This is a genomic window from Pseudomonas ulcerans (genome assembly GCF_036324125.1).
Taxonomy (GTDB): domain Bacteria; phylum Pseudomonadota; class Gammaproteobacteria; order Pseudomonadales; family Pseudomonadaceae; genus Aquipseudomonas; species Aquipseudomonas ulcerans.
The window spans coordinates 41,057-66,940 of record NZ_JAZDQN010000014.1 but is presented as its reverse complement, the minus strand read 5'-3'; the positions used below and the strand labels follow the sequence as shown (position 1 = coordinate 66,940).

19 protein-coding genes are annotated in these 25,884 nt (G+C 64.9%); 14 read left to right on the top strand and 5 right to left on the bottom strand.

Annotated elements, in window-relative coordinates; genetic code table 11:
• Positions 1–186: 186 nt before the first annotated feature.
• A complete protein-coding gene (locus V0R59_RS14970) occupies positions 187–1,587 on the top strand; it encodes a purine-cytosine permease family protein (RefSeq protein ID WP_330075596.1) in 1,401 nt (466 codons plus the stop codon).
• Positions 1,588–1,646: 59 nt separating this feature from the next.
• Here the strand turns inward: V0R59_RS14970 and gloA are convergent, their stop codons facing one another.
• The 3 genes from gloA to V0R59_RS14955 all read right to left on the bottom strand — a co-directional run bounded on the left by gloA (position 1,647) and on the right by V0R59_RS14955 (position 3,235).
• Positions 1,647–2,168 carry a lactoylglutathione lyase gene (gloA, locus tag V0R59_RS14965; RefSeq protein ID WP_330075597.1) on the bottom strand — a complete coding sequence of 174 codons (522 nt, stop codon included), beginning with the start codon at positions 2,166–2,168 and terminating at the stop codon, positions 1,647–1,649.
• A 192-nt stretch (positions 2,169–2,360) separates the two neighbouring features.
• On the bottom strand, positions 2,361–2,720 hold the full coding sequence (locus V0R59_RS14960; RefSeq protein ID WP_330075598.1) for a histone-like nucleoid-structuring protein, MvaT/MvaU family: 360 nt from the start codon (positions 2,718–2,720) through the stop codon (positions 2,361–2,363).
• A gap of 293 nt (positions 2,721–3,013) precedes the next feature.
• On the bottom strand, positions 3,014–3,235 hold the full coding sequence (locus V0R59_RS14955) for a hypothetical protein (protein WP_330075631.1): 222 nt from the start codon (positions 3,233–3,235) through the stop codon (positions 3,014–3,016).
• Between V0R59_RS14955 and V0R59_RS14950 the strand changes: the two genes are divergently transcribed.
• The gene (locus V0R59_RS14950; RefSeq protein WP_330075628.1) at positions 3,167–4,366 is read left to right on the top strand and encodes an OprD family porin; all 1,200 of its coding nucleotides are present in this window, start codon (positions 3,167–3,169) and stop codon (positions 4,364–4,366) included. The genes V0R59_RS14955 and V0R59_RS14950 overlap by 69 nt on opposite strands.
• A 50-nt stretch (positions 4,367–4,416) precedes the next feature.
• Positions 4,417–5,157 (top strand): precorrin-6A synthase (deacetylating), encoded by a 741-nt coding sequence (gene cobF, locus V0R59_RS14945; RefSeq protein ID WP_330075599.1) that lies wholly within the window; start codon positions 4,417–4,419, stop codon positions 5,155–5,157.
• A 14-nt stretch (positions 5,158–5,171) separates the two neighbouring features.
• Here cobF and V0R59_RS14940 read toward each other — a convergent pair whose 3' ends face one another.
• Both V0R59_RS14940 and V0R59_RS14935 read right to left on the bottom strand, forming a co-directional pair.
• Entirely contained in the window at positions 5,172–6,401 is a 1,230-nt protein-coding gene (locus V0R59_RS14940) for a glycosyltransferase (protein WP_330075600.1), read from the bottom strand.
• Between the two features lie 111 nt (positions 6,402–6,512).
• Positions 6,513–7,232, bottom strand: a complete 720-nt coding sequence (locus tag V0R59_RS14935) for a DUF899 domain-containing protein (protein WP_330075601.1) — start codon at positions 7,230–7,232, stop codon at positions 6,513–6,515.
• 181 nt (positions 7,233–7,413) lie between these two features.
• On the opposite strand from V0R59_RS14935, the gene V0R59_RS14930 reads away from it, so the two are divergent.
• The 11 genes from V0R59_RS14930 (at position 7,414) to V0R59_RS14880 (ending at position 25,813) form a co-directional block, all read left to right on the top strand.
• Positions 7,414–7,722: a YdcA family protein gene (locus V0R59_RS14930; protein ID WP_330075629.1), complete on the top strand. Its 309-nt coding sequence runs from the start codon at positions 7,414–7,416 to the stop codon at positions 7,720–7,722.
• 79 nt (positions 7,723–7,801) lie between these two features.
• Positions 7,802–8,563, top strand: coding sequence for an efflux RND transporter periplasmic adaptor subunit (locus V0R59_RS14925; RefSeq protein ID WP_330075602.1), 762 nt, complete (start codon positions 7,802–7,804; stop codon positions 8,561–8,563).
• Positions 8,560–9,888 carry an efflux RND transporter periplasmic adaptor subunit gene (locus tag V0R59_RS14920; protein WP_330075603.1) on the top strand — a complete coding sequence of 443 codons (1,329 nt, stop codon included), beginning with the start codon at positions 8,560–8,562 and terminating at the stop codon, positions 9,886–9,888. Before V0R59_RS14925 ends, V0R59_RS14920 begins: the two co-directional genes overlap by 4 nt.
• A complete protein-coding gene (locus V0R59_RS14915) occupies positions 9,885–11,984 on the top strand; it encodes an HlyD family efflux transporter periplasmic adaptor subunit (RefSeq protein WP_330075604.1) in 2,100 nt (699 codons plus the stop codon). The genes V0R59_RS14920 and V0R59_RS14915 overlap by 4 nt, the downstream gene beginning before the upstream one ends.
• Before the next feature lie 119 nt (positions 11,985–12,103).
• On the top strand, positions 12,104–12,604 hold the full coding sequence (locus V0R59_RS14910) for a GNAT family N-acetyltransferase (protein ID WP_330075605.1): 501 nt from the start codon (positions 12,104–12,106) through the stop codon (positions 12,602–12,604).
• The gene (locus tag V0R59_RS14905) at positions 12,601–12,936 is read left to right on the top strand and encodes a DUF6916 family protein (protein WP_330075606.1); all 336 of its coding nucleotides are present in this window, start codon (positions 12,601–12,603) and stop codon (positions 12,934–12,936) included. Before V0R59_RS14910 ends, V0R59_RS14905 begins: the two co-directional genes overlap by 4 nt.
• A 29-nt stretch (positions 12,937–12,965) precedes the next feature.
• Entirely contained in the window at positions 12,966–13,508 is a 543-nt protein-coding gene (locus V0R59_RS14900) for a phage tail protein (RefSeq protein WP_330075607.1), read from the top strand.
• A gap of 33 nt (positions 13,509–13,541) precedes the next feature.
• Entirely contained in the window at positions 13,542–14,126 is a 585-nt protein-coding gene (locus V0R59_RS14895; protein ID WP_330075608.1) for a phage tail protein, read from the top strand.
• Positions 14,127–14,174: 48 nt separating this feature from the next.
• Positions 14,175–14,720 carry a phage tail protein gene (locus V0R59_RS14890; RefSeq protein WP_330075609.1) on the top strand — a complete coding sequence of 182 codons (546 nt, stop codon included), beginning with the start codon at positions 14,175–14,177 and terminating at the stop codon, positions 14,718–14,720.
• Between the two features lie 90 nt (positions 14,721–14,810).
• Positions 14,811–24,287: a DUF4347 domain-containing protein gene (locus V0R59_RS14885; RefSeq protein ID WP_330075610.1), complete on the top strand. Its 9,477-nt coding sequence runs from the start codon at positions 14,811–14,813 to the stop codon at positions 24,285–24,287.
• 50 nt (positions 24,288–24,337) lie between these two features.
• Positions 24,338–25,813 (top strand): TolC family protein, encoded by a 1,476-nt coding sequence (locus V0R59_RS14880; RefSeq protein WP_330075611.1) that lies wholly within the window; start codon positions 24,338–24,340, stop codon positions 25,811–25,813.
• The last annotated feature ends 71 nt before the right edge of the window (positions 25,814–25,884 follow it).

Genomic DNA, 25,884 nt, shown 5'->3' with positions numbered 1-25,884 from the left:
GCTTTGCGCCTATATAAGGCTGAAGAGGGGGCAGGAAAAAGCAGATCAGTTGGTCGGCAAATCAGCGAATCAGTGTTGTCAAAAGTTTGGAATACCATAATATGGTCTTCAGCTTCGACGTCGCTTGCCGCGTCCTGCAGGCGGTTTCTACAAAGATAAAAACAGAACCTTTCGAGCTTTTTGCCCATGTCCCAGTCGTCTTCGCAACACCAGTTGATCGAGAACCATACGGTCGATTACGTACCGCCAGCAGAGCGCCATGGGAAGGCGCGGGATCTGTTCACGCTGTGGTTCAGCACCAATATCGCGCCACTGCCCATCGTGACCGGGGCCATGGTGGTCCAGGTCTTCCATCTCAACCTGCTCTGGGGCCTGCTGGCCATCGTCCTCGGGCACTTGCTCGGCGGTGTGGTCATCGCCCTGGCCTCGGCCCAGGGGCCGCAGCTCGGCATTCCGCAGATGGTGCAGAGCCGGGGTCAGTTCGGCCGTTATGGCGCGCTGCTGATCGTGTTCTTCACCGCGCTGATCTATGTCGGCTTCTTCATTTCCAACATCGTCCTGGCGGGCAAGTCGATCCATGGCATCGCACCGAGCGTGCCGATGCCGGCGGCAATCATCATCGGGGCGCTGAGCGCCACGGCCATTGGCGTCATCGGCTACCGCTTCATCCATACCCTGAACCGCATCGGTACCTGGGTGATGGGCTCGGCGCTGCTGGCCGGCTTCATCATGATGTTCGCCCAGGACCTGCCAGCGGACTTCTTCAGCCGCGGTGGCTTCAACCTGTCCGGCTGGATCGCCACGGTATCGCTGGGGGTGATCTGGCAGATCAGTTTCTCGCCGTACACCTCGGACTATTCGCGCTACCTGCCGCGTGAAGTGGGCATCGCCAAACCGTTCTGGGCTACCTACTTCGGTGCGACCCTGGGCACCATCCTGTGCTTCAGCTTCGGCGCCATCGCCGTGCTCTGCGTGCCGGAAGGCACCGAGGCGATGGATGCGGTGAAGCAGGCCACCGGCTGGCTGGGGCCGATCCTGATGGTGCTGTTCCTGCTCAACATCATCAGCCACAACGCCCTGAACCTCTATGGCGCGGTGCTTTCCATCGTCACCTCGATCCAGACCTTCGCCAGCACCTGGACGCCGAGCATCAAGGTGCGGGTGGTCCTGGCCAGCGTGATCCTGCTGGGTTGCTGCCTGACGGCCCTGAGCGCGACCTCGGACTTCATCGGCCACTTCATCGGCCTGATCCTGGCGCTGCTGCTGGTGCTGGTGCCGTGGGCCTCGATCAACCTGATCGACTTCTACCTGATCAAGCGCGGCCACTACGACATCGCCTCGATCTTCGCCGCTGATGGCGGAATCTACGGGCGCTTCAACATGCACGCGATCATCGCCTATGCCTGCGGGATCCTGGTGCAACTGCCGTTTGCCAACACGTCGTTGTATGTCGGTCCCTATGCCAACCTGGTGGAGGGTGCGGACCTGTCGTGGCTGGTGGGACTGGCGGTGACGCTGCCGCTGTATTACTGCCTGGCGACGCGTGGACGGGGAGAGGCGCTGGTGGCGGCCTGGCGGACGGAGTAATACCCGGACCGGTACTGCACCCAAAAAAATGCCGCGATGATCGCGGCATTTTTCGTTTGTCAGAACTCGGTCGGCTGGATGATCTCGACCCAGTACTCGTCCGGATCCTTGACGAACGCCAGGTGCTTCATGCGGCCATCGCTCAGGCGCTTCTGGAAGGCCACGCCCAGCGCTTCGAAACGCTCGCAGGCGGCACGGATATCCGGCACCGAGATGCAGATATGGCCGAAGCCGCGCGGATCGGTGTTGCCATTGTGGTAGGCGAATTCGGGATCGTTCTCGGTGCCGTGGTTGTGGGTCAGTTCGAGAATGCCTGGGATCGACTTCATCCACTCGGTACGCTTGGCCGCATCGGCCGGGATCTGCGCCTTGTCCACCAGGGCGAGGAAGTACAGGCTGAACTCCGCTTCCGGGAAGTCACGCTTCTCCACCAGGCTGAAGCCCAGCACGCGGGTATAGAAGTCCAGGGACCTGGTGATGTCCTTGACCCGCAGCATGGTGTGGTTGAAGACGAAGTTGGCGGTGGCGGCATCGGGTTGCGCGGTGACGCCAGGGAAGGTTTCAAGTTCTTGCAGGCTCATGGGCACTCCGCATCGGTTCAATTAAGCCCGACATGATACGGAACTGAATCCATTGCGCAAATGACAACGCCCCGTGGCCGAAGCTCACGGGGCGTCTGGATTAGAAGCCCGCCGAAGCGGGCGTATGGGGCGCTAGTCCTTTAGCAGCCTTCATCCTGATCCAGCAGTTGTGAAAAATATGTGAAGGGAATTTCATTTACGCAGCCAGCTGTCGACCGTCGGTCCGCCGTACTGTTCTTTCCAGGCTTTGAGGCCACGGTGGTTGCCGCCCTTGGTTTCGATCAGTTCACCGGTGTGCGGGTTTTCATAGACTTTCACCACCCGTGCCCGCCGCTGTTTCGGCGTGCGGGTCACGGACTTGCCGACCGATGCCGGATCAAGGATGGCGATGATCTCGCGCAGGCCCTTGTCATAGGTTTTCATCAGGGCGACAAGTTTCTGCTCGAATTCGATTTCACGTTTAAGGCCGGCGTCCTTTTTCATCGCCTCCAGTTGTGCCATCTGTTCCTGAAGGGCTTTTTCGGCGGCACGAAACTCTGCAAGTCTGGACACGGTAATCACTCCTTTATCGACGGTGGGCGCACATGTTGCGCAAGACGATTGGCGCGAATAACACAACGACCACGAGGGGCTGTAACAACAGCATGCCCAACAGTGTAGCCAACGGCTCCCGGGACTAACAGCAAACTTTTAAGTGGCGTCGGGCGGAACTTTCAAACTTGTTTATGTTCGCCGCTCCCAGGTATTAACACCTTCGTTTCTTCAGGGCTTTCGACCTTGGTCCAATGGGCCGGGCCAGAGCGCTTGCGGATAATCCGTGAGCGCCGTGCGCAAGTGCACGACGTTCATCGCCCCGGCCCATGCAAACCGGGCTGCTCCTTCGCTTCTTGTTTGGATTTGTCTTGCTCATGCGTTTCCCTCTTTCCTGCTCTTCCGGGCCCTCCGTATGTGGTCTGGCGGGGTTTTTCGTCGCTGTTTCCGCGCAGGCCGGCGGTTTTATCGAAGACAGTAGCGCGCGCCTCGAAGCCCGTACTGTTTACTTCAATCGCGACTTTCGCGACGGCCATAGCAGTTCCGCGCAAGGCGCTTCGAAACGCGAAGAAACGGCACAGGGATTCATTCTGAATATTCAGTCCGGCTATACCGAAGGCTCATTGGGGTTCGGGGTCGACGCGCTGGGTATGTATGGGTTGAAACTCGACTCAAGTCCGGCCGACAGCAATAGCGGGCTGTTGCCGTCCCGCGGAAATGATCCGCGCCAGTCGGCGGATCAATATGCCAAGTTGGGCCTGACCGGCAAGGTGCGTTACTCGCGCACGGTATTGAAGTACGGCGCGATGCTGCCGGACATGCCACTGCTCAAGTACAACGATGGGCGCCTGTTGCCGACCCTGTTCCACGGCGTTTCCCTGACGTCCGAGGAAGTGCGCGACCTGCGTTTCAACCTGACCCGCCTGGACAAGTACACCGCCCGCGACTCCACCGATGCCCAGGACATCCGCGTGCACTGCAAGAACAAGCGCTATGCCTGCGACACCACGGCCGATCACTTCGACACGGCCGGGGTCGACTACCGCTTCAATGAGCGGCTCAGCGCGCAATACCAGGTGGCGAAGCTGGAGAACATCTATCGCCAGCACTTCCTCGGCCTGGTTGCCAGCCAGCCCTTGGCCGTCGGCAGCCTGTCCGCCGACCTGCGCCTGATCAAGAGCGACGATATCGGCCGTGCCCATGCCGGCGAGATCGACCATCGCGCCGTAAGCGCCATGCTCGGCTACAGCCTGGGCGGGCACAAGGTCAGCGCCGGCTGGCAGCGCATGTACGGCGACAGCGCCATGCCGTACCTGGATGGCAGCAACCCGTACCTGGTCAACTACGCCCAGGTCAACGACTTCGCCGCCGCCCGCGAGCGCTCCTGGCAACTGCGCTACGACTACGATTTCAAGGCCCTGGGCGTGAACGGCCTGAGCTTCTTCACCCGCTACATCAGCGGCGATCATGTCCAGGTACCCGGCAGTCTCGCCGAGGGCAAGGAATGGGAGCGCGACAGCGAGCTGAAGTATCAGGTACAGGCGGGCACCTTCAAGAGCCTCAGCCTGCGCCTGCGCAATTCCACCTATCGCAGCAACTACGAGAAATTCGCCCGCGACATGGACGAGACCCGGGTGATCGTCAGCTACAACTTCTCGCTCTGGTAAAGGGGGCCCGCTGCGCCGACAATGCGCGGATGTATTTCGGGAGTCCCCAGATGAAACAACTGCTGTTGATCGGCATCGGCCCGGGCAATCCGCGCCAGATCACCCTCGAAGCCGTCGACGCGCTGAACCGCGCCGACGTGTTCTTCGTCCTCGACAAGCACCAGAGCAACGACGACATGCTGCGCCTGCGCAAGGAGCTGCTGGAGCAACTGGTGCAGCGTCCCTATCGCCTGGTGCAGGTGGACGACCCGCAGCGCGACGGCCAGGCCGCCGACTACGTGGGCGCGGTGCGCGACTGGCACCAGCAGCGCGCGGCGCTGTACGGCCGGTTGATCGCCGACGAGCTGCAGGACGGCGAATGCGGCGCCTTCCTGCTCTGGGGCGAGCCGGGGCTGTACGACAGCACCCTGCGCATCCTCGAACTGGTCGAAGGCCAGTCCTTCAGCCTCGACGTGATCCCCGGCATCAGCAGCGTGCAGGCCCTGGCCGCGCGCCACCGGGTCCCGCTCAACCGCATCGGCGAACCGTTGCAGATCCTCCCCGGCCGGCGCCTGGCCGAGGTGGAGCCGATCGACAACGTGGTGGTGATGCTCGACGGCAAGTGTGCCTTCGCCGAGCTGGACGATCCCGAGCTGCACATCTACTGGGGCGCCTACCTGAGCACGGCGGACGAAATCCTCATCAGCGGGCCGCTGCTGGAGGTGAAGGAGAGGATCCTCGCCACCCGCGAACAGGCGCGGGCGCGCAAGGGCTGGATCATGGACACCTATCTGCTGCGTCGGCGTCCCTAAGCGGGGCGGTCCGATCAACGCAAGCGCTGGCGCAGCATCGCCCCGGTGAAGTTGTACAGGCGCTGGTCGTCCAGCTCCATCAGGGTCTGCTCGATGCGTTCTGCCAGCGCCGTGCCGTGGCGGCGTCCGTCGTAGCGGGCGCCGAGCAACTGGCGGGTGTCGCGCTGGGCCTGGTTCCAGCGCGCTTCGTCGCTGTACAGGCTGGCCGCGGCCTGGGCCAGGCCCTCGGCGGTCCCGGAGACCAGGCCGGGCCAGGGCAGGGCGCCCTGCATCGCTTCGGCGCCGATCGGCGTGGTCACGCTTGGCGTGCCGGCCAACAGGGCGTCGGCCAGGCTCTCCTTGAGTCCGGCACCGAAGCGTAGCGGCGCCAGGCATACCCGGGCATTGTCGAGCACGGCTTCGGCGTGGTCTAGGACCAGGAAGCCGCCGGCAGGATCGTGCAGGGCAGCGGCTTTCGGCGACGGCTGGCTGGCATGCAGGTGCAACTGCGCCTCGGGCAGGCGGCGACGGATCATGGGCCAGATGTTGTGCTTCAGCCACAGCAGCGCATCCGCGTCCGGCCCGTGGCGGAAGTCGCCGGTAAAGACGAAGTGCTCGCGTTCGGCGAACGCTTTTGTCGCTGCCTGCGGGGCCTTCAGCATCGGCGGGCACCAGTGCAGCAGCGCCGGCGGCACGCCGAAGCCATTGATCAGCAGGTCCATCTCCACATCGGACGCCACCAGGCTCAGGTCACAGCGGAAGATCGCCGCCAGTTCGCGCCGGGTCAGGCTGGCCGGTGCCATCTGCCGATACAGGTCGGGGCCGGAGGTGGCGAACAGCTCGCGGAAATCGTTGGGGTCCAGCCCCAGGACCAGGCGCCGGCGCAGCAGCGCATGACGGGCTTCGCCCAGGCTCTGCAGGCTGGAGACTTCCAGAACCCGCAAGGCCTGCGGGCAGTGCTGTTCGACGCGGCTGGCGAACTGTTCTTCCATCGTGAAGCGGTCGAACAGCACGACATCCGGGCTCTGTTCGCTGATGAAGCGGTCGAAGCGGCTTTCATCGGCGTCGATGGCCTGGCCGGTGATACCCTGGGCGGACAGGTCGGCGTAATGTTCGTCGGGCGCTGCCGGGCTGCAGAAGGTCACGCGCCAGCCGCGGGCGAGGAAGCTTTCGAGGATCTGCAGCAGATGGCCGCCGGCTGCCGGGGCGTTCGGCGCGGGCCAGGCCTGGCCGATGACCAGGATGTGCAGGGTGGATGCGGGCATGGGCGAGAGGGCCTTTGGGCAAAAGGGCGTATTAAAGCAGATCCCCTGCCGATCTTCAGCGCGGTGGGAGCGGGAGTGGCCCGGTCCCACCGGCATTGCGCAGAGCCCGCGTCAATGGCAGCAGTGCTTTTTCTCCTCGGCGCCTTCATACCGATCATGATGCCGCACCCAATCCATCGTCCCTTCCTCGTTGCGGCCCTTGGGCATCAGGTCGAGGAAGTTGTAGGTGCCGACCAGGATGTCCAGCCCGCGGGCATAGCTGGAATAGGTGTGGAAGATATCGCCGGCTTCGTCGCGGTAGAACACGCTGAGCCCGGGCAGCTCGGTCTCGTCGCCTGTGTAAGGTTCGTAGTTGTACTCCGCGCCTTCTGCCGCTGGCGTCACGCCGAAGTCGTGGTTGAAGCTGCTGCCGTGGGACGACACCCAGGGAAACTTCCAGCCCATGCGCTGGCGGAATGCCTGGAACTGCGCGAAGGGTGCCCGCGACACCGCCACCAGTGACACGTCATGGTGCGCCAGGTGCAGGTTGGCGCCATCGAAGTGATCGGCCAGGAACGAGCAGCCCGGGCAGCCTTCCTCCCAGCCGTCGGCGAACATGAAGTGATAGACCAGCAGCTGGCTGCGCCCGTCGAACAGCTCGGCCAGGTCCAGCTCGCCCGCGCCTGCGGCGAAGCGATAGTCCTGCTCCACCTTGACCCAGGGCAGGGCGCGGCGGGCGGCGCTGAGTTCGTCGCGTTGATGGGTGAACGCCTTTTCGTGCAGGAGCAACTGGCGGCGGGCGCCCAGCCATTCCCGGCGGGTCACCACCGGGTGTTTGCGATCGTTGTTCATTCGAGTGACTCCTTGCGTGGGTGTTCTGTTCTTCTGGTCGTCTGGAGGTGTCACCGTTCGACACAAGCATCACGCAATCTTCATGAAAGCGACGAGCGGACGGCTTCCTGCCCATCGAAAACATTGATAGCATCCGGCCACCTTTTCGAGAGTCATTTTTGTGACGCAGTTCTCTCTCCTGATGGGCCTTAGCCTGGCCCTGTCCCTCCTTGCGAATGCCGCCTGGGCAGGAAACACGCCATGTTCCGGACGCAAGGGCGGTATTGCCGGTTGCGACGGCGATACCTTCCTGTGCAATGACGGCTCGATCAGTGCCTCGAAGAAGAGCTGCAGCGCCTGGTTCGGCGGTCGTACCCCGCGCCCGATGGCGCAGTCATTGCAAGGTGCCAGTAGTGAATGCGCCTGCGGTTCCGGCAGCTACTGCACCGGTCCTCGTGGCGGCGTCTACTGCCTGACCCCGGGCGGCCAGAAAAGCTATCGCCGGCACTGACCAGCGGCGATTCAGGTTCCGCCAAAGGCGGCCGATACTCCATTTGAAATAATCCAGACCTTTACAGGGATGTAGCGAGATGAAGCAGGTAGTGTTGTGGGCGGCGTTGGCCTTGATCAGTGGTGTGGCCCAGGCCGCGAGCGAGAGTGATCCGTTGCTCGGCGGCGCCACCTCCACCGCCAGCGAGGTCCGCGGCGTACTGCGCGCCCGCTCCCAGGCCGTGCTGGCCAGCGAGTTGCCCGGCCGGGTGGTGGAAATGCCCTATGCCGAGGGCCAGTCGTTCAGCAAGGGCGACGTGCTGGTGCGCTTCGATTGCAGCGCCTACCAGGCCCAGGCCAATGCCTCCGCCGCTGCGGTGCGTGCCGCCCGTGAAGAACTGCGCAACAAGCAGCAACTGGCCGCGCTGAATTCGGTGGGGCGCTTCGAGGTGTCCCTGGCCGAGGCGCGCCAGGCACAGGCGCAGGCCGAGGCCCAGGTTTACCAGGTGCAGGTGCAGCGCTGCCAGATCAAGGCACCGTTCGATGGCCAGGTCGTGCAGCGCCGGGTCCAGGCTCACGAAAGCGTGGCCAGTGGCGCGCCGTTGCTGGAAATCGTCGACAACCGTTCCCTGGAGATCCATCTGCTGGTGCCCTCCAGCTGGCTCGGCAAGCTCAAGCCGGAACAGACCTTCAGCTTCGTCCCCGATGAAACCGGCAAGCCCATCGACGTGGTGATCAAGCGCCTTGGCGCGCGCATCGACGAAGGCAGCCAGACCCTGCTGCTGATCGCCAATGTCCCGGCCAATACCCCGGGCCTGCTGGCCGGGATGAGCGGTACTGCGCACTTCGCGGAGCCACGATGAACGCGCCTGTCCCCGGCGTTCCTGGCGCCCTTGAACAGTTGCTGGCGCACTACCTCAAGCTGGAGCGCCAGGCCCGCGCCGCCAACTCCACCGAGGTGCTGGCGTTCAGCATGGTCAACGACAGCCAGCCGCTGTTCGGCTATCGCCATGGTGCGCTGCTGATCGCCGGCAAGGTGCGGGCGCTGACCGGCATCAGCGTGGTCGAGCCGAACGCGCCCTTCGTGGTGTTCATCGAGCGCATGGCCGCGCGCCTTGCGGCGAGCGAGCGTTTCGCCCTGCCGGGCGCGGTGCCGCCGGACAGCGTCGACCAGGCCAGCCGCGACGACTGGCAGGCGCTCTCGGCCCCCCATGCGTTCTGGTTGCCGCTCAAGGATCGCGAGGGCCAGGTCTTCGGCGGCCTGTGGCTTGCCCGCGATGCGGCCTGGAGCGAGGCCGAGCAGGCCTTGCTCGCACAACTGGGCGATTGCTACAGCCATGCCTGGCGTGCCCTGCAACCGGGCAAGCCATGGCGCCTGCGCTGGCCGGCGCGGACCCGCTGGGCCCTGGCCGCCGCGCTGCTGCTGGTGCTGCTGGTGCCGGTGCGCCAGTCGGTGCTGGCGCCGGCGGAAGTGATGCCGCGCAACGGCCAGGTGGTTGCCGCACCGCTGGATGGCGTGGTCGCCGAGTTCCTGGTCAAGCCCAACCAGCCGGTCAAGACCGGTGACGTGCTGGTGCGCTTCGACGCCACCAGCCTCAGGGCCCAGGCCGATGTCGCCGAACGTACCCTGGGCGTGGCCGAGGCGGAACTGAAAGCCAATACCCAGCGCGCCTTTTCCGATGCCGACTCCAGTGCCCGCATCGACCTGCTGGCCGCGCGGGTCGAGCAGAAGCGCGCCGAACGCGATTACGCCCGCGACCTGCTGGCGCGCAGCGAAGTGCGCGCCGAGCGCGATGGCATCGCGGTGTTCGCCGATGCCCAGCGCCTGGTCGGCAAGCCGATGCGTACCGGTGAGCGCCTGATGGAAATCGCCGACCCGGCCCAGGCCGAGCTGCGTATCGAACTGCCGGTGGCCGACGCCATCGGCCTGGAGAAGGGCGCCGAAGTGGCGCTGTTCCTCGACAGCGATCCGCTCAACCGGCATGACGCCGTGCTCGAACGCGCCGCCTACCAGGCGCAGAGCAACCCGGCCGGCCAGTTGGCCTATCGTCTCGACGCCAGCTTCGCCAACGCACCGCCACGCATCGGCCTGCGCGGGACCGCCAAGGTCTTCGGTGACCGCGCGCCGCTGGCCCTGTACCTGCTGCGCCGGCCGCTGGCGGCCCTGCGCCAGGCGGTGGGCCTGTGAACCTGCCGGCGCTGCGTCCTGACCTGCAGCTTTCGGCGGGTGCGCCGGGCCTCGACGGCTCGCCGCAATGGACCCTGGCCGATCCCCTGCGCGGGCGTTACTTCAAGCTCGGTGCACCGGCCATGCGCCTGCTGCGCCACTGGGCGCTGGGTGATCCGCAGCGGGTGCTCAATGCTGCCAACGCCGAGCCGGGCATCCCCCTGACCGGGCAGGCAGTGGAGGAGTTGTTGCGCTTCTTGCGCGGGCACGACCTGGTCAGTGCCGTCGACGCCGAGCAGCGTGCCGGTTACGCGACCAAGGCCGCCGCACAGCGCCAGGGCATCTGGACGCAGATCCTGCACAAGTACCTGTTCTTCCGCATTCCGCTGTGGCGCCCGGATGCCTTCCTCAACCGCACCTGGCCCTGGCTCGAACGGCATGGCCCGAACCTGCTGCGCTTCGGCCTGCCGACCGTGCTGCTGCTCGGCCTGTTCCTGGTGATGCGCGACTGGGAACGTTTTCTCTCGACCTTCCCGCACCTGCTCAGCCTGGGCGGCATGGCGGCGTTCGGCATCGCCCTGGGCTTCGCCAAGCTGTGCCACGAATTCGGCCATGCCTACATGGCCAAGCGCGCCGGCTGCCGGGTGCCGAGCATGGGGGTGGCGTTCATGGTCCTGCTGCCGATGCTCTACACCGATGTCAGCGATGCCTGGCGCGTGCAGGACCGCCGCACCCGCCTGCTGATCGGTGCCGGCGGCGTGCTCGCCGAGCTGGTGCTGGCCTGCATCGCCCTGCTGGCCTGGTCGCTGCTGCCGGACGGGGCAGGGCGCACGGCGGCGTTCATGCTTGCCAGTGCCACCTGGATCACCACCGTGGCGATCAACGTCAACCCGCTGATGCGCTTCGACGGTTATTTCCTGCTCAGCGACCTGTGGGGTGTCGACAACCTGCAGGGCCGCGGTTTCGCCCTCGGGCGCTGGCACCTGCGCGAACTGCTGTTCGGCTACGGCGAGCCGATGCCCGAGCGCTGGTCGCCCAAGCTGCGCCGGCGCCTGCTGTGCTGGAGCTATGCCTCGTGGATCTGGCGTGCGGTGCTGTTCTTCGGTATCGCCCTGGCGGTGTACCACCTGTTCTTCAAGGTGCTCGGCATCTTCCTGATGATGGTCGAGCTGGTGTGGTTCATCGGCCTGCCGATCTGGCGCGAGTGGGGGCACTGGTGGAAGCACCGCAGCCAGGCCCAGCCGCGCAAGGTCCTGCTGCTCGGCGGCGGCTTGCTGGCCGTGCTGGCGGTGCTGGTGGTGCCATGGCGCGGCGGCGTCGAGGTGCCGGCGATGCTCGAAGCGGTGCGGGTCAGTGCCTTGCATGCGCCGGTAGCGGCGCGGATCAAGGATGTGCGGGTCAGGGACGGCGAGCCGGTTGCGCAAGACCAGGTGCTGGTGGAGCTTGAGTCCCCGGACCTGACGTCACGCATGAGCATCACCCGGCGCGAGATCGAGATCCTCCAGTTGCAGTTGCGCCGTCAGTCGGGGCGCAGTGCCACGGCGGCCGACAGCGGCATCCTCGAACAGCGCCTGGCCGAAGCGGTGGCCGAGTACCGCGGCCTGTCGGCCCAGCGCGAGCGCCTGAGCCTGCGCGCGCCGCATGCCGGGGTGGTGCGTGACCTGGCGGACAATCTCGTGCCGGGTCGCTGGATAAGCGTGGACCTGCCGCTGGCCCAGGTGGCGGAGGGCGGTTTGCGCCTGCGCGGCTATCTCGCCGAAGCCGACCTGTGGCGCGTGGCGCCGGGTGCTTCGGGGCATTTCGTGGCGGACGACGTGCTGCGCGATTCGCTTCCGGTCACGCTGGAAGATGTCGACGCCAACGGCGTCTCGTTCATCGACCAGGAAGCCCTGGTCTCGGACCAGCACGGGCCTATCGCCGTGCGTCGTGACGAGGACAAGCGGGCACAACCGCTGGAGGCCCAGTACGGGGTGCGTTTCGTGCTCGAAAACAGTGCGCCGCAGGCGGTGTCCCACCCGCTGCGAGGCCTTGTGGTACTTGAGGGAGAGGGTGTGTCGCTTTTGGGATCCGCCTGGCGACGATTGGCCGCTCTGGGCGTAAGAGAAAGTGGATTTTAGTAGTGCGATTGTAAGACAGTTAAGATAATCTGCTGTCAATTAGCCACATTGTTCACTGTGAACTAAGTCACACAAATAGTTTGCCCACCAAGTTATTGATTACAGGGAAGTTTGCTTTGATGTCGAAGTACGCTGTGACACTCCGTGCGCTGGAAACAACCGACATGGCGTTCTCCGAACATGTCTATGCCACCAGCCGTGCCGATGAAATGTCCCATAGCGGCTGGCCAGCCAGCGAGATCGCGGCTTTCCTGAAGATGCAGTTCAACGCCCAGCACACCTACTACCAGGAACACTTCCGTGGTGGTGACTTCCTTATCGTCGAACTCGACGGCCAGCCCATCGGCCGCCTGTACCTGTACGCCGGTGAAACCACCCTCACCATCATCGATATCGCCCTGCTTCCCGAGTTCCAGGGGCAGGGCATCGGAACCGACCTGATCCACCAGCAACTGCAGCGCGCCGACGACCTCGGCCTGGCGGTGGAGCTGTCGGTGGAAACCTACAATCGAGCGCAGCGCTTGTACGCTCGCGCCGGCTTTCACGTGATCAATGAATCCGGGGTCTACCTGCGCATGCGCCGGGAAGCCCTGGACCCTTCCCGAAGGATGGCCTCATGAGTGACCTCGATTTCCGGATTCCCACCCGGGAAGACCTGACCAACGGCGCCGCAGCCGGCGGTTTCACCCTGCAGGTCGGACCCGAGGAACATCTGCCGGTGGAACTGGTGGACCTGCGCGACGGCTCGGCGCTCAACGCCGGGTATGACTGCTACATGGCGACCTTCGCCTTGCCCCAGGGTGTCAACCTGCCGCAAGCGGTGTTCCGCCTGACCGGCCCCGACGCCCGCCAATGGCTTTTGATGTTGACCCCGGTGATGCCTGAGCCCGATGGCCGGCAAGCACTGGAACTGGTGATCCACACCCGCCGTGAGACCGCAGCGGCCAACTGAAAGCCTGTAGCAGGCGAGAAGGACTTCCCATGGCGTTTCCTTTTGTTGGTGAGATCAAGATGTTCGGCGGCAGCTATGCACCGAACGGTTATGCGCTGTGCAACGGCCAGCTCCTGCCCGTCGCGCAGAACAAGGCCTTGTACAGCGTGCTCGGTACCCAGTTCGGCGGCGACGGCGTGAACACCGTCGGCCTGCCCAACTTCAACGGCCGCTCGCCGGTGGGTACCGGTACCCTGGAAGGCAATCCCGTGGCTTTCACCCAGGCCAGCACCGGCGGGGCGGAAACCGCCACCCTGACCACCGCCAACATGCCCGGTCACAACCATACTCTGTATATCTCGACGGGCGAGGGAGACAGCGACAGCCCGATGGGCAACTTCCTGGCCACTGCCAACGACGGCAGCGGTAACCAGTTGCTGATCTACGGCAGCCAGAGTTCCGGCTCCATGGTGCCGATGTCTCCGATGTCGATCAGCACGACCGGGGGCTCGCAGCCATTCAACGTGCGCAATCCGTACCTGGTGGTGACCTTCATCGTCGCGGTCATCGGCGTGGAACCCCAGAAGTCATGAGCGCAGACAGCAGGCACGCAAGGAAGATGCGAAATGAGTGATCCGTTCATTGGTGAGATCAGGCTGTTCGGCGGCAAGTTCGCGCCCAATGGCTTTGCCTTCTGCGACGGCAAGGTGCTGCCCATCGCGCAGAACGTGGGTTTGTGGAGCGTGCTCAGCAGCAACTACGGTAGCGGCACGCCCAGCGGCACCTTCGCCTTGCCCAACCTGTGCGGGCGCATGCCGGTGGGCAGCGACGTCGGTACGGGCAACAACAACTACCCGCCGGGCAGTTCGGGCGGGGTCGAGCAGGTGACGCTGAGCGCCGGCAACATCCCGGCCCACAACCACCTGGTCAACGCCTACAACGGCGCGGCCACGGGAGCTTCGCCAAGCACCGTGTCGGCGGCAGGGGTGCGTACTCCCTATCCGCTGCTGGCCAACTCGACCAACACCGACCACGGCCCGGTGAATATCTACGGTACCGGCCTGGAGGATCCCTCGGTGCTCAACGAGGACGCCCTGCAGCCGGCGGGCAGCGACCTGCCCGTGCCTGCGGCGTTCTCGGTACGTAACCCGTACCTGGCCATCAATTTCATCATCTGCACCTCGGGGCAGGTGCTCGCGCGTGCCAACTGACGGCGCGAAATCAGGAATATCCCAACCACGCAACAAAGGAAGTGTTCGATGAGCGATCCCTTTATCGGCGAGATCAAGATGCTGGCGAGCAACTATGCTCCGCGCGGCTATGCCATGTGCTACGGCCAGTTGCTGCCCATCTCGCAGAACAACGCGCTGTTCGCCCTGGTAGGCACTGCCTACGGCGGCGACGGCCGCACCACCTTCGGCCTGCCGCACTTCGGCGGCCGTTCGCCGATCGGCCAGGGTGCCGCAGCACCGGGCGTGCCAAGCGTCTACCAATTGGGTGAAAGCGGCGGCAAGGAAAGCACCACCCTGCTGCAAAGCAACATGCCTATGCACCAGCACTTGCATAAAGTCTCGACCTCCCCGGCGACCACCGACAAGCCTGATGCGAACAGCTACCTGGCCGCGGCAGTGGATGGCAGCGGCAACGCCGTGAACATCTACGGCACCGACATCTCCGCTCCGACCACCCTGGCGCCGCAGTCCATCGTGCCAACCGGTGGTTCCCAGGCATTCGATATCCGCAACCCCTACCTGGCCGTGAGCTTCGTCATTGCCCTGGTGGGTGAATACCCGAGCCGCAACTAACCGCAGCAATCGGCGACGACCCACGGGTCGTCGCCACTTTTTCCGACCGCCTTGCCAGACGGGCAAGGCGGGCACACCAGGAGGTGCAACATGAAATTCATCGAACGCTTCTCGCGCAAGGCATCCGTACGGCCGGTAGCGGCCGGCGATGGTCAGCCGCCGCTGCTGATGGCCCTTGAACCGCGGATCATGTTCGATGCGTCCGTGGGCGTGGTCGCCCAGGATGCCGCTCAGGCCACCGCCGAGCCGGCCAAGGACAGCACCTCCGCCGATCAGGCGAGCCAGCAGGACAGCCAGGTTTCCGCCAGCGCCGATACCCGTTCCACGCAAAACGACCAGCGCCATGAAGTGGTGTTCGTCGACGGCCAGGTGGCCGATGTCGGCAAGCTGCTCGAAGGCTTGTCGGGCAATGCCGAGGTGGTGATCCTCGACCCGAACAAGGACGGCCTGCAGCAGATGGCCGACTACCTCAAGGGCCGCGAGGGCCTGGACGCCATCCACCTGTTGTCCCACGGTGCCGACGGCACCGTGCAGATGGGCAACCTGTGGCTGGCCACCAACAACCTCGCCGAGCACCGCGAAGCCCTGCAAAGCATCGGCGCCGCGCTCAAGGCCGACGGCGACCTGATGCTCTACGGCTGCAACGTGGGTGAAAGCGGGCAGGGCCAGGCTTTCCTCGACCAGCTGGCACAGATCACCGGCGCCGACGTGGCTGCCTCCGCCGACGATACCGGCGCCGCCAGCCTGGGCGGCAACTGGACCCTGGAGCGCAGCAGCGGCGTGATCGAGACCACTGCTCTTGGCGCCCAGCTCGAAGGCTATGACGGCCTGCTGGCTGCCACCTTCACCGGCGGCTCCAACCCCACCGCGCCGACCCTGCTCTCCGGCCAGTTGCCGCGCTACGTGGTCGGCGACTTCAACAACGATGGCCGCGACGACATCCTGTACCAGATCGGCGGCGACAACACGGCGTGGAAGTTCGCCGCCGGCAACGCCGACGGTACTTTCAGCATCGTCGACCAGATAGCCTCGCCGTTCGCCAACGTGACCCTGATCAACGCTGCGACCAACGGCACCAACTACTACGCCGCCGACTTCGACAAGGACGGCGACATCGACCTGCTGGGCGTAACCGTCACCAGCGGTGCGGCCTACCTGTACCGCAACGTCAACGGCGTGTTCACCCGTGAGGTCGCCACCGGCTTCAACGGCACCCAGTACGGCGTGCGCCTGGTGGTCGGCGACTTCAACGGCGACGGTGCCGCCGACATTCTCTACCAGCCCGGCAACGTCGACGCCGGCAACGCCTGGCGCTATGCGCTGAACAACGGCGACGGCACCTTCACCGACATGGTGCAGTCGGCCTCGCCCTTCGCGGCCTTCACCCTGGCTACCTATTCGTCCTTCAACTACCGGGTGATCGACTTCGACGGCGACGGCGACCTCGACATCCTCTACCAGGCCAACAACAGCACCGGTGCGCTGTATCTGAACAACGGCAACAACACCTTCAGCCAGGCCTCGACCGCAGCCTTCCCGGTGCCGGCCTATGGCCCGCGCACCCTGTGGGGCGACTTCGATGGCGATGGCGACGCCGACGTGTTCTGGCAGGTGGGTGTCAACGGTACCGACTGGAACTACGCCACCAACAATGGCGACGGCACCTTCACCATCGTCAGCCGGGCCAACTCGCCCTTCGCCGGGCTGGTCATGACCGACTACGGGGTCAACAACTTCCGCATCGGTGACTTCGACGGCGACGGCGACACCGACGTGATCGGCAGCTCGCCGACCACGAATGCCTTCGTCTACTACCAGGCCGGCTCGCCGCCGACCCTGGTCAGCGCCACCCCGGCCGACAACAGCCTGAACGTGTCGCCGAGCGCCAACATCGTCCTGACGTTCAGCCAGAGCGTGACCAAGGGCACCGGCAACATCTACATCGTGCGGACCTCCGACAACCAGATCGTGCAGACCATCCAGGCCAGCAGCAGCCAGGTCACCGGCTCCGGCACCACCTGGACCATCGACCCGAGCGACCTGGACCAAGGCACCGCCTACGCCGTGCGCATCGACAACAAGGCGTTCGCCAACGCCGACGGCAAGGTGTTCAAGGGCATCAGCAACAACACCACGCTGAACTTCACCACCTCCACCGTGCAGCCGCCGGTGATCGGCAACTTCAATGGCGACGCCGTTGCCTACAACGAAGGCGCGGCCTACGTGCTCCTCGATGACGGCGGCAACGCCACCGTCACCGATGCCGACTCCGCCAACTTCAGCGGCGGCAAGCTGACCGTGCAGGTCACCACGGGCCTGGCCAGTGGCGAAGACGTGCTGTTCATTCGCGACGAGGTCGCCGGCGCCAACAAGATCATCCTGTCCGGTGCCTCGATCATGTACAACGGCCTGGTGATCGGCACCTACACCGGCGGCAGCAACGGCAACCCGCTGGTGGTCACCTTCACCAGCAACGCCAACCCGACCACCGTCGCCGCCCTGGTGCACAACCTGGCGTACCGCAACTCCAACGGCACCGAGCCGTCGACCACGCCGCGGACCGTGTCGGTCAGCATGGACGACGGTGCCGGTGGCAACAGTACCGTCTCCACGATCCTCATCGAGGTGCATCCGGTCAACGATCCACCGGTGGTCAACGTTTCCGCCAGCAACCCGACCTACACCGAGAACACCTCGGCGGTGCAGCTGTTCAGCGGCGCGACGGTCAACACCGTCGAGTCCGGGCAGAAAGTGATCCAGATGACATTCAGCGTCAGCGGCGTCGCCAACGGTGCCGCCGAGAAGCTGGTGATCGATGGCAGCGACGTGACCCTGATCAACGGCACCAGCCTGGTCACCAACGGCAATAGCGTCACGGTTACGGTCTCGGTGACCAGCGGCACCGCCAACGTCACCCTCAGCACCAGCGCCGGCCTCGACGCGGCGACCGCGCAGACCATCATCAACACCATGGCCTATCGCAACGACAGCGAGAGCCCGAACACCGCCAACCGGGTGGTGACCCTGAACACCCTGAGCGACAACGGTGGTACGGACAACGGTGGCATCCCCACCATCGCCGTGGGGATCGCCAGCACCGTGACCGTGGTCGGAATCAACGATGCGCCGGTCCTTGCCGGCGGCCCGTACAGCCTGCCGAGCATCAACGAGGACACCACCAGCAGCGGTACGCAGATCTCGACCCTGCTGACCAACTACACCATGGTCGACCCTGATGTTAGCGCCCTGCGCGGCATCGCGGTGATCACCAAGTCCGGCAACGGCATCTGGCAGTACTCCACGGACAACGCCAACTGGACCGACTTCGGTGCCGTGTCCAGCACCAGCGCGTTGCTGCTGGCTTCCACCACCTACATCCGCTACGTTCCCGATGGCGCCAACGGCGAGACTGCCAGCCTGACCTTCCGCGGCTGGGACCAGACCACTGGCATGGCGTCCGTCAACGGTATCCGCGGCACTGCCGATACCAGCAGCAACGGCGGCACCACGGCGTTCTCCACCGTCACTGCGGTGGCCAACCAGCCGGTCACCTCGGTCAACGACGCGCCAGTCATGGTCGCGACACTCCCGACCCTGACCGGATTGAACGACACGTCCACCAACAACGCTGGCAACCTGGTCAGTTCACTGACCGGGGGCATCACCGATGTCGACACCGGCGCGTTGAAAGGGATCGCCATCACCGGACTGACCGGCACCTATGGCAAGTGGCAGTACAGCACCGATGCCGGCACCAGCTGGACCGATATCGGCTCGGTCTCGAACACTACGGCGCTGGTCCTGAACACGACCAACAAGGTCCGTTATGTTCCGGATGGCGTCCACGGTGAAACCGCGACCATCATCTACAAGGCCTGGGACCAGACCGGCGGTACCGCCGGCCTCGAAGGGACCAAGCGCGATACCACCATTTCCGGTGGCGTCTCGGCCTATTCCACGGACACCGACACCGCCAGCGTTGTGGTCACCGCGGTCAACGATGCGCCGGTGGTCACCGTGAGCGGTGGTTCGGCCTCCTGGACCGAAGGTAACAACGTGGCCTCCACCCCGGTCGTGGTGGACGCGGGCCTGACCCTGGTCGATGCGGACGGTCCGAATCCGCTCAGTGCCAGCGCGCGCATGCTCACCTACTTCAGCGCCCAGGACACCCTGAGCTTCGTCAATGACGGGCTGACCATGGGCAACATCGTCGGCACCTGGACCGTCGGCACCGGCACCCTGACCCTGACCTCCGCCGGCAACCAGGCGACCGTGGCCCAGTTCGAGGCCGCGATGCGGGCGATTACCTACAACAACGCCTCGAACAGCCCGAACAGCACCACCCGTACCGTGCAGTTCATCGTCACCGATGGCAGCAATGCCCAGTCGACGGCCGTGACCCGTGACGTCACCATCACCGCGGTCAACGATTCGCCAACCATCAGTGCCGTGGCCTCGCTGCCGATCACCGAAGACACACAGACGGCGCTTGGCCAGATCACCTTCAGCGATGTCGACACTACCCTTGGCGTCGCGACGTTCTCGGTCGGCAGCGGCACCCTCAGCGCCATCGGCGCGGGCGGCGTGACCGTGGGGGGGACGGCGACGGCCCTGACCCTGAGCGGCACCCTGGCCAACATCAACAACTTCATCGCCGCCAACCGCCTGCTCTACACCCCGGCGGTCAACGCCAGCGGCGACGTGACCCTGACCATCAACATCAACACCACCAGCGTGTCCGACGCCACCACCACCGTGACCCTGCAGGTCGCCGCGGTGAACGACGCACCGGTGATCAGCGCACCGGCGTCCATCTCGGTGACCGAAGATGTGTCGAGCGTGATCAGCGGCTTCAGCTTCACCGACGTCGATGCCGGCATCAACACCGTCACCGCGACCTTCTCGGTGCCGAGCGGCACCCTGAGCGCGACCACTGGCATGGGTGTCACCGTTGCCGGCTCGGATACCGGCGAACTGACCCTCTCCGGCAGCCTGGCCGATATCAACTTCTTCGTCGCGGCCAACGGCGTGACCTTCAAGACCGCCCAGGACTCCACCGCCAGCGTGACCCTGACCGTGACCCTCAACGACAAGGGCTTCAGCGGCAGCGGCGGCGAGAAGACCGATACCAAGACCGTCACCCTCAACGTCACCGCGGTCAACGATGCCCCGGTCAACAACGTGCCGGGCGCGCAGACCGCCTCGCAGAACATTGCCCTGGGCTTCAACACCGCCAACGGCAACGCCATCTCCATCACCGACGTGGACGCCGGCAACGGCCTGATGACCGTGACCCTGACGGCGACCAACGGCACCCTCAGCCTGGGCAGCCTGAGCGGCATCACCGTGCTGCTGGGCACCGGCACCAACGACGCGAGCATTATGTTCGAGGGCAACCGCGCCAACATCAATGCCGCGTTGCAGACCTTGAGCTTCAAGTCCGGCAGCTCCTTCCTCGGCGCCGCCAGCCTGACCATCGAGACCAACGACAACGGCAACTCCGGCAGTGGCGGGGTGAAGACCGATGTAGACACCATCGCGATCAACGTGATCCCGGTGAACCCGAAGGTGGTCAACGTCGCCGCACAAGGCCTGGACCGCAGCGTGAAGATCGGCGACGAAGTGCTGGTCAGCATGACCTGGGACCAGGTGGTCAACGTCGATCTCAGCAACGGCAGTCCGACCCTGCTGCTGGAAACCGGCCTGGTCGATCGCGATGCGGTCTACGTCAGCGGTTCGGGCAGCAACACCCTGGTGTTCAAGTACACCGTGCAGGCCGGTGACCTCAGCGCCGACCTGGACTTCCAGAGCGCTGCGGCATTGCAGCTGAACGGCGCGGTGATCAGCAACAACACCAGCGACCTGGCGGTCCTGACCCTGCCGACCGTGGGCGGCGCCGACTCCCTCGGCGGGCGCAGCAATATCGTGGTCGACGGCGTGGTACCGGTGGTGGCGAGCGTCCAGGCACCGACCGACGGCACCTACATCGTCGGCCAGAACCTCGACTTCACCGTCAACTTCAGCGAGAACGTGGTGGTCGACAGCAGCGGCGGCGTGCCGCGCATCGCCGTGACCCTGGACACCGGCGGCACCGTGTATGCCGAGTACGTCTCCGGCTCCGGCGGCAGCGCCCTGGTGTTCCGCCTGACCGTCGCCAGCGGCCAGCTGGACAGCAACGGCGTGACCCTGGGCAGCTCGGTACAGCTCAACGGTGGCAGCATCCGCGACACGGCCGGCAACGACACCGTGGTGACCCTCAACGCCGTGGCCAGCACCGCCGACGTCAACGTCGATGGCGTGGTGCCGGCGGTGGTCAGCGTCACCACGCCGCTGGATGGCAACTACAAGGCCGGCGACGTGCTGACCTTCACCGTCAATGGCAGCGAAGCGCTGCTGACCGGCGGACTGCCGCCGCGCCTGGTGCTCGACGTGGGCGGCGTGACCCGTTACGCGACCTATGCCTCCGGCAGCGGCAGCGCGGCGCTGGTGTTCCAGTACATCGTGCAGGCCGGCGACAACGACGGCGACGGCATCACAGTCAACAGCCTCGACCTGCGGGGCGAGCAACTGACCGACCTGGCCGGCAATGACATCAACCTGACCTTGAACGGCGTGGGCAGTACGGCGGGCGTGGTGGTGGATACCGCCGCTCCGCTGGTCAGCAACATCGTTCTGCTCGATCCGGCGGTGAACAACCTTGATTCGGTCCGCTTCAACGTCATCTTCTCGGAAAAAGTCAGCGTTCTTGATCCGGCGTCCTTTGCAGTGTTCTTCAATGGATCGACCAGGTTAGCCATCGACAGTATCACCAGCCTCGATGGACAGACCTACACCCTGGTCGTCAGCGGTATCACGGGGCAGGGCAGCGTCGGCCTGGTAGTCTCGGGCAGCGGTATCGTCGATGTCGCTGGCAACGCGCTCAGCGGTGCTGTAGGCCCCATCCTCTACACCATCGACCGCGTCGCGCCAACCGTGACCAGCGTCGATGCTCCGGGCAATGGCACCTACGTCGCCGGGCAGAACCTCGACTTCACCGTGCACCTGGACGAGGCCGTGCAACTGGACACCAGCAATGGCACGCCGCGTATTGCCGTGACCCTCGATGACGGTACGGTCGTCTACGCGACCTACCTGTCCGGCGCGGGCAGCAATGCCCTGGTGTTCCGCATGACCGTGGCCAACGGCCAGCTGGACACCGATGGCATCGCGCTCGGCAGCGCCATCGACCTCAACGGCGCGACCCTGCGTGACGCGGTCGGCAACGACGCCAACCTGGCGCTGAACAATGTCGCCAGCACTGCCGGAGTCAAGGTCGATGCCGTGGCCCCTGTGGTCGACTCGGTGACCTTGCCGCCGAACGGCAGCTACCGCATCGGCGACGTGCTCAGCTTCACCGTCAACACCAGCGAGCACCTGGTGCTCGACACCAGCGCCGGCACGCCGTACCTGCTGCTCAACGTCGCCGGCATTCCGCGCTACGCCATGTACGTCTCCGGTGGCGCCGATGGCGCCATGGTGTTCCAGTACACCGTGCAGCCCGGGGAAAACGCCACCGGCCTCGGCATCACCAGCCTGAACCTCAACGGTGCCACGGCCCGTGACGCAGCAGGCAACGCCATGGCGCTGGACATCAATGGCGTGGGCGACAGCAGCGGCATCGTCATCGATAACATCGATCCGATCTTCAATGGCATCAACCCGCTGACCTCCTCGCCGACCGGCGCGGCTAGCGTCGAGTATTCCGTGGCCTTCAACGAGAAGGTCAGCGGCCTGGACCTCAGCGCCTTGACCCTGACCTTCGGCGGCACCCTGCAGGGCGCCATCGAAAGCATCACCTCGGTCGATGGCAAGATCTACGTGGTCAAGGTCAGCGGCTTGACCGGCGAAGGGACCGCACGTCTGGCGATCAACAATACGAACAGCATCAAGGATGTTGCCGGCAACTCGCTGCGGCCGGTCTCGGGCTATTACGAGTACCGTGTCGACCGTGTCGACCCGACCGTCGCCAGTGTCAGCGTACCGGCGGCCGGTACCTACGTGGCCGGACAGAACCTCGACTTCACGGTGACGATGGACGAGAACATCCAGATGCTCACCAACGGCAACACGCCGACCATCGAGGTGAGCCTGGGCAATGGCCAGACCGCCCTGGCCACCTATGTGAGCCAGACCGGCAGCCGTACCTTGCTGTTCCGCATGACCGTTGCCAGCGGCCAGATCGACACCGACGGCATCACCCTCGGTTCCTCGATCAACCTCAACGGTGCGGTGCTGCGCGACAGCGTACGCAACAATGCCGACACCACCCTCAAGGGCGTGGGTGATACCAGCCAGGTCCTGGTGGATGCCGTGGCGCCGACCGTCACCGCAGTGGACCTGCCAGCGACGGGCAACTACACGGTGGGTGGGGTGTTGCGTTTCGAAGTCGCGGTCAGCGAGAACGTCAACGTCGATACCAGCACCGGCACGCCACGCCTGATCGTCGACATGGGCGGCGTACCGCGTTACGCCACCTACGTTTCCGGCAGCGGCAGTGCGCGGCTGGTGTTCGAATACACCGTGGTGGCGGGCGACAACGCCAGCGGTATCGGCGTGGTGAACAGCATCGACCTGAATGGCGGCAGCCTGCGTGACGCCGCTGGCAACAACCTCGATCCGGCACTGAACGGACCGGCCGGCAACGCCGGGGTGATCGTCGATACCGCGCCGCCGGTGCCATTGAGCATCGTGGCCGACGGCGCCTACCAGCCTAGCGATCGCAGCCTGAGCTTCACCCTGACCTTCAACGAAGCGGTAAGTGGCGTCGATACGACCGACTTCACCCTGCTGGGCAGCCAGAGCGCCACCGGTGTGGTGCAGTCGGTGCAGCAGATCGATGCGCGCACCTACCGCGTCGTGATCGGCAACATCACCGGCCAGGGCAGCTTGTCGTTGGGCCTCAATGCAGCGGGCAGCGGTATTCAGGACAGTCTGGGCAACCAGATGAGTGAATCGCTGGCCAGTGCGGCGCAGGCCATCCCGAACCAGGATATCGGCGATCTGGAATACCGCCTCAACCCGCCGGAAACCCTGGGCATTCCACAAGCCCCCCTGGTTCAGCCGCAGGTGCCGGGTATCGTCATCAACGAAAGCATCTCGCCGCTGGTCCCGGGCTCGCTGTTCGAAGTGCGCACCGTGGGCGGCGACCTGAAGCCGCTGGGCACCATCTTCCTTGGCCAGGCCGGCAGTGCGCCAAGCTTCATCGCCCAGGTGTTCGGCAGCAGTGACAGTGGCCTGGGTGGCGGCGACGGCCAGGGCTTCCTCGGCTTCGGCGGCGGCAACGGCGGCATCTTCGGCGGCAGCACCTTTGCCACCATCTTCGGTCGCGAGGTACCAGGCGTCACCGAGATGAACGTGTTCACCGGCAGCCAGTGGAAACAGAGTGACCTCAACCAGGGGCTGCGCGGAGTGTTCGGCGTACCGACCTTCGGCCAGCAACTGCAACAAATCAACGAAGCCGACCAGCGCCATGTGCGCGAGTTGGCCAAGGCCCTGGCCAAACCGGCAGAGATCGGACAACGGGCATGAAAAACAGCACAACTCTTGAGAATCGAGCCGTACCAGGGGGCGGCCCAAGGATGAATAAAAAGCACAAACTGTTTGCCGCCAGTCTGTTGGCATTGGCCATTGGCGGCTGTGCCGTCAAGACCGACCCGATCGAGCGCAGTGCCAGCGAGGAGCGCGCCCGTGCCGACATGGCGCAGATCTACAAGGACCAGGAGCCCCTCAGCGGGCCCCTGACCCTGCACCAGGCCATGGCCCGCGCGGTCAAGTACAACCTGGAAGCGCGCCTGAAAGTGATGGAAGAAGCCCTGGGCCAGCGCCAGCTGGACCTGGCTCAGTTCGACATGCTGCCGCGCATGGCCCTGTCCGCAGGCTATGCCGGTCGCAACAACCAGAGCGCCTCCAGCAGCCAGAGCATCCGCACCGGTACCCAGTCCCTCGAACCTTCGACCTCCCAGGACCGTGACCGCGAGGTGGCGGACCTGACCATGGTCTGGAACGTGCTGGACTTCGGCGTCAGCTACCTGGGCGCCAAGCAGCAGTCCGACCAGCGCTACATCCTCCAGGAACGCAAGCGCAAGGTGATCCACACCATCACCCAGGACGTGCGTTCGGCCTACTGGCGCGCAGTGGCGGCCGAGCGGCTGCTGAACCAGATCGACACCCTGATGGGCCGCATCAACCAGGCGCGCATCAACAGCCAGCTGATGACCGCCCAGCGTATCGGTGACCCGGTGCAGACCCTGAGCTACCAGCGCGCCCTGATCGAGGCGACCCGCCAGCTGGAAGAGCAGCGTCGCGCCCTGACCCTGGCCAAGACCGAACTGGCTGCCCTGGTCAACCTGCCGATGAACAGCGACTACAAGCTGGCGCTGGACGAGAGCTATGCCGTGCCGGAGTTCCATGGCGACTTCGCCAAGCTGGAGCAGCAGGCCCTGTCGAGCCGTCCGGAGCTGCGCGAGCAGGACTACCAGTCGCGCATCAGCGCCACCGAGACCCGCAAGGCCATGCTGCGCATGCTGCCGGGCCTGGAGTTCTCGGCCGGCGGTCACTACGACAGCAACTCCTTCCTGACCAACCAGAGCTGGGCCGACTACGGCCTGAAGGTCACCTGGAACCTGTTCAACGTGCTCTCCGCACCGGCGGCGATCAAGGTTGCCAAGGCCGGCGAAGACGTTGCCGTGGCACGCCGCCAGGCCATGTCCGTGGCCGTGCTGGCGCAGCTGTACGTGGCCCGTGCCAACTACCAGGAAGCCAGCCGCCAGTTCAAGACCAGCGAGGAGATGGCCAAGCTCGACGGGCAGATTGCCGAGCAACTGCGCAATCGCTTCCAGACCAACAACATCGGCGAGCTGGAACTGATCCAGGGCGAGCTGAACAACCTGCAGACCCAGCTCAAGCGCGACCTGTCCTACGCCGAGCTGCGCAATGCCTACGCGCAACTGTTCGTCAGCACCGGCGCCGAGCCGCTGCCGGCCAGCCTGCCGGACGACAAGGTGCAGACCATCGCCAACGCCTTGCAGACCAGCGAGGACAACTGGAATCGTTGATTCCAGGCTGAAGCACGTGCCCCCTGTAGGAGCGGGGTCACCCGCGATGACGATGGTGAATTCACCATAGC

Excerpts from the sequence above, each read along its gene's own strand:
- V0R59_RS14970 (WP_330075596.1), top strand. The coding sequence starts at position 187 with ATGTCCCAGTCGTCTTCGCAACACCAGTTGATCGAGAACCATACGGTC.
- gloA (WP_330075597.1), bottom strand. The coding sequence starts at position 2,168 with ATGAGCCTGCAAGAACTTGAAACCTTCCCTGGCGTCACCGCGCAACCC.
- V0R59_RS14955 (WP_330075631.1), bottom strand. The coding sequence starts at position 3,235 with ATGGCCGTCGCGAAAGTCGCGATTGAAGTAAACAGTACGGGCTTCGAG.
- cobF (WP_330075599.1), top strand. The coding sequence starts at position 4,417 with ATGAAACAACTGCTGTTGATCGGCATCGGCCCGGGCAATCCGCGCCAG.
- V0R59_RS14940 (WP_330075600.1), bottom strand. The coding sequence starts at position 6,401 with ATGCCCGCATCCACCCTGCACATCCTGGTCATCGGCCAGGCCTGGCCC.
- V0R59_RS14935 (WP_330075601.1), bottom strand. The coding sequence starts at position 7,232 with ATGAACAACGATCGCAAACACCCGGTGGTGACCCGCCGGGAATGGCTG.
- V0R59_RS14930 (WP_330075629.1), top strand. The coding sequence starts at position 7,414 with ATGGGCCTTAGCCTGGCCCTGTCCCTCCTTGCGAATGCCGCCTGGGCA.
- V0R59_RS14925 (WP_330075602.1), top strand. The coding sequence starts at position 7,802 with ATGAAGCAGGTAGTGTTGTGGGCGGCGTTGGCCTTGATCAGTGGTGTG.
- V0R59_RS14920 (WP_330075603.1), top strand. The coding sequence starts at position 8,560 with ATGAACGCGCCTGTCCCCGGCGTTCCTGGCGCCCTTGAACAGTTGCTG.
- V0R59_RS14910 (WP_330075605.1), top strand. The coding sequence starts at position 12,104 with ATGTCGAAGTACGCTGTGACACTCCGTGCGCTGGAAACAACCGACATG.
- V0R59_RS14905 (WP_330075606.1), top strand. The coding sequence starts at position 12,601 with ATGAGTGACCTCGATTTCCGGATTCCCACCCGGGAAGACCTGACCAAC.
- V0R59_RS14900 (WP_330075607.1), top strand. The coding sequence starts at position 12,966 with ATGGCGTTTCCTTTTGTTGGTGAGATCAAGATGTTCGGCGGCAGCTAT.
- V0R59_RS14895 (WP_330075608.1), top strand. The coding sequence starts at position 13,542 with ATGAGTGATCCGTTCATTGGTGAGATCAGGCTGTTCGGCGGCAAGTTC.
- V0R59_RS14890 (WP_330075609.1), top strand. The coding sequence starts at position 14,175 with ATGAGCGATCCCTTTATCGGCGAGATCAAGATGCTGGCGAGCAACTAT.
- V0R59_RS14885 (WP_330075610.1), top strand. The coding sequence starts at position 14,811 with ATGAAATTCATCGAACGCTTCTCGCGCAAGGCATCCGTACGGCCGGTA.
- V0R59_RS14880 (WP_330075611.1), top strand. The coding sequence starts at position 24,338 with ATGAATAAAAAGCACAAACTGTTTGCCGCCAGTCTGTTGGCATTGGCC.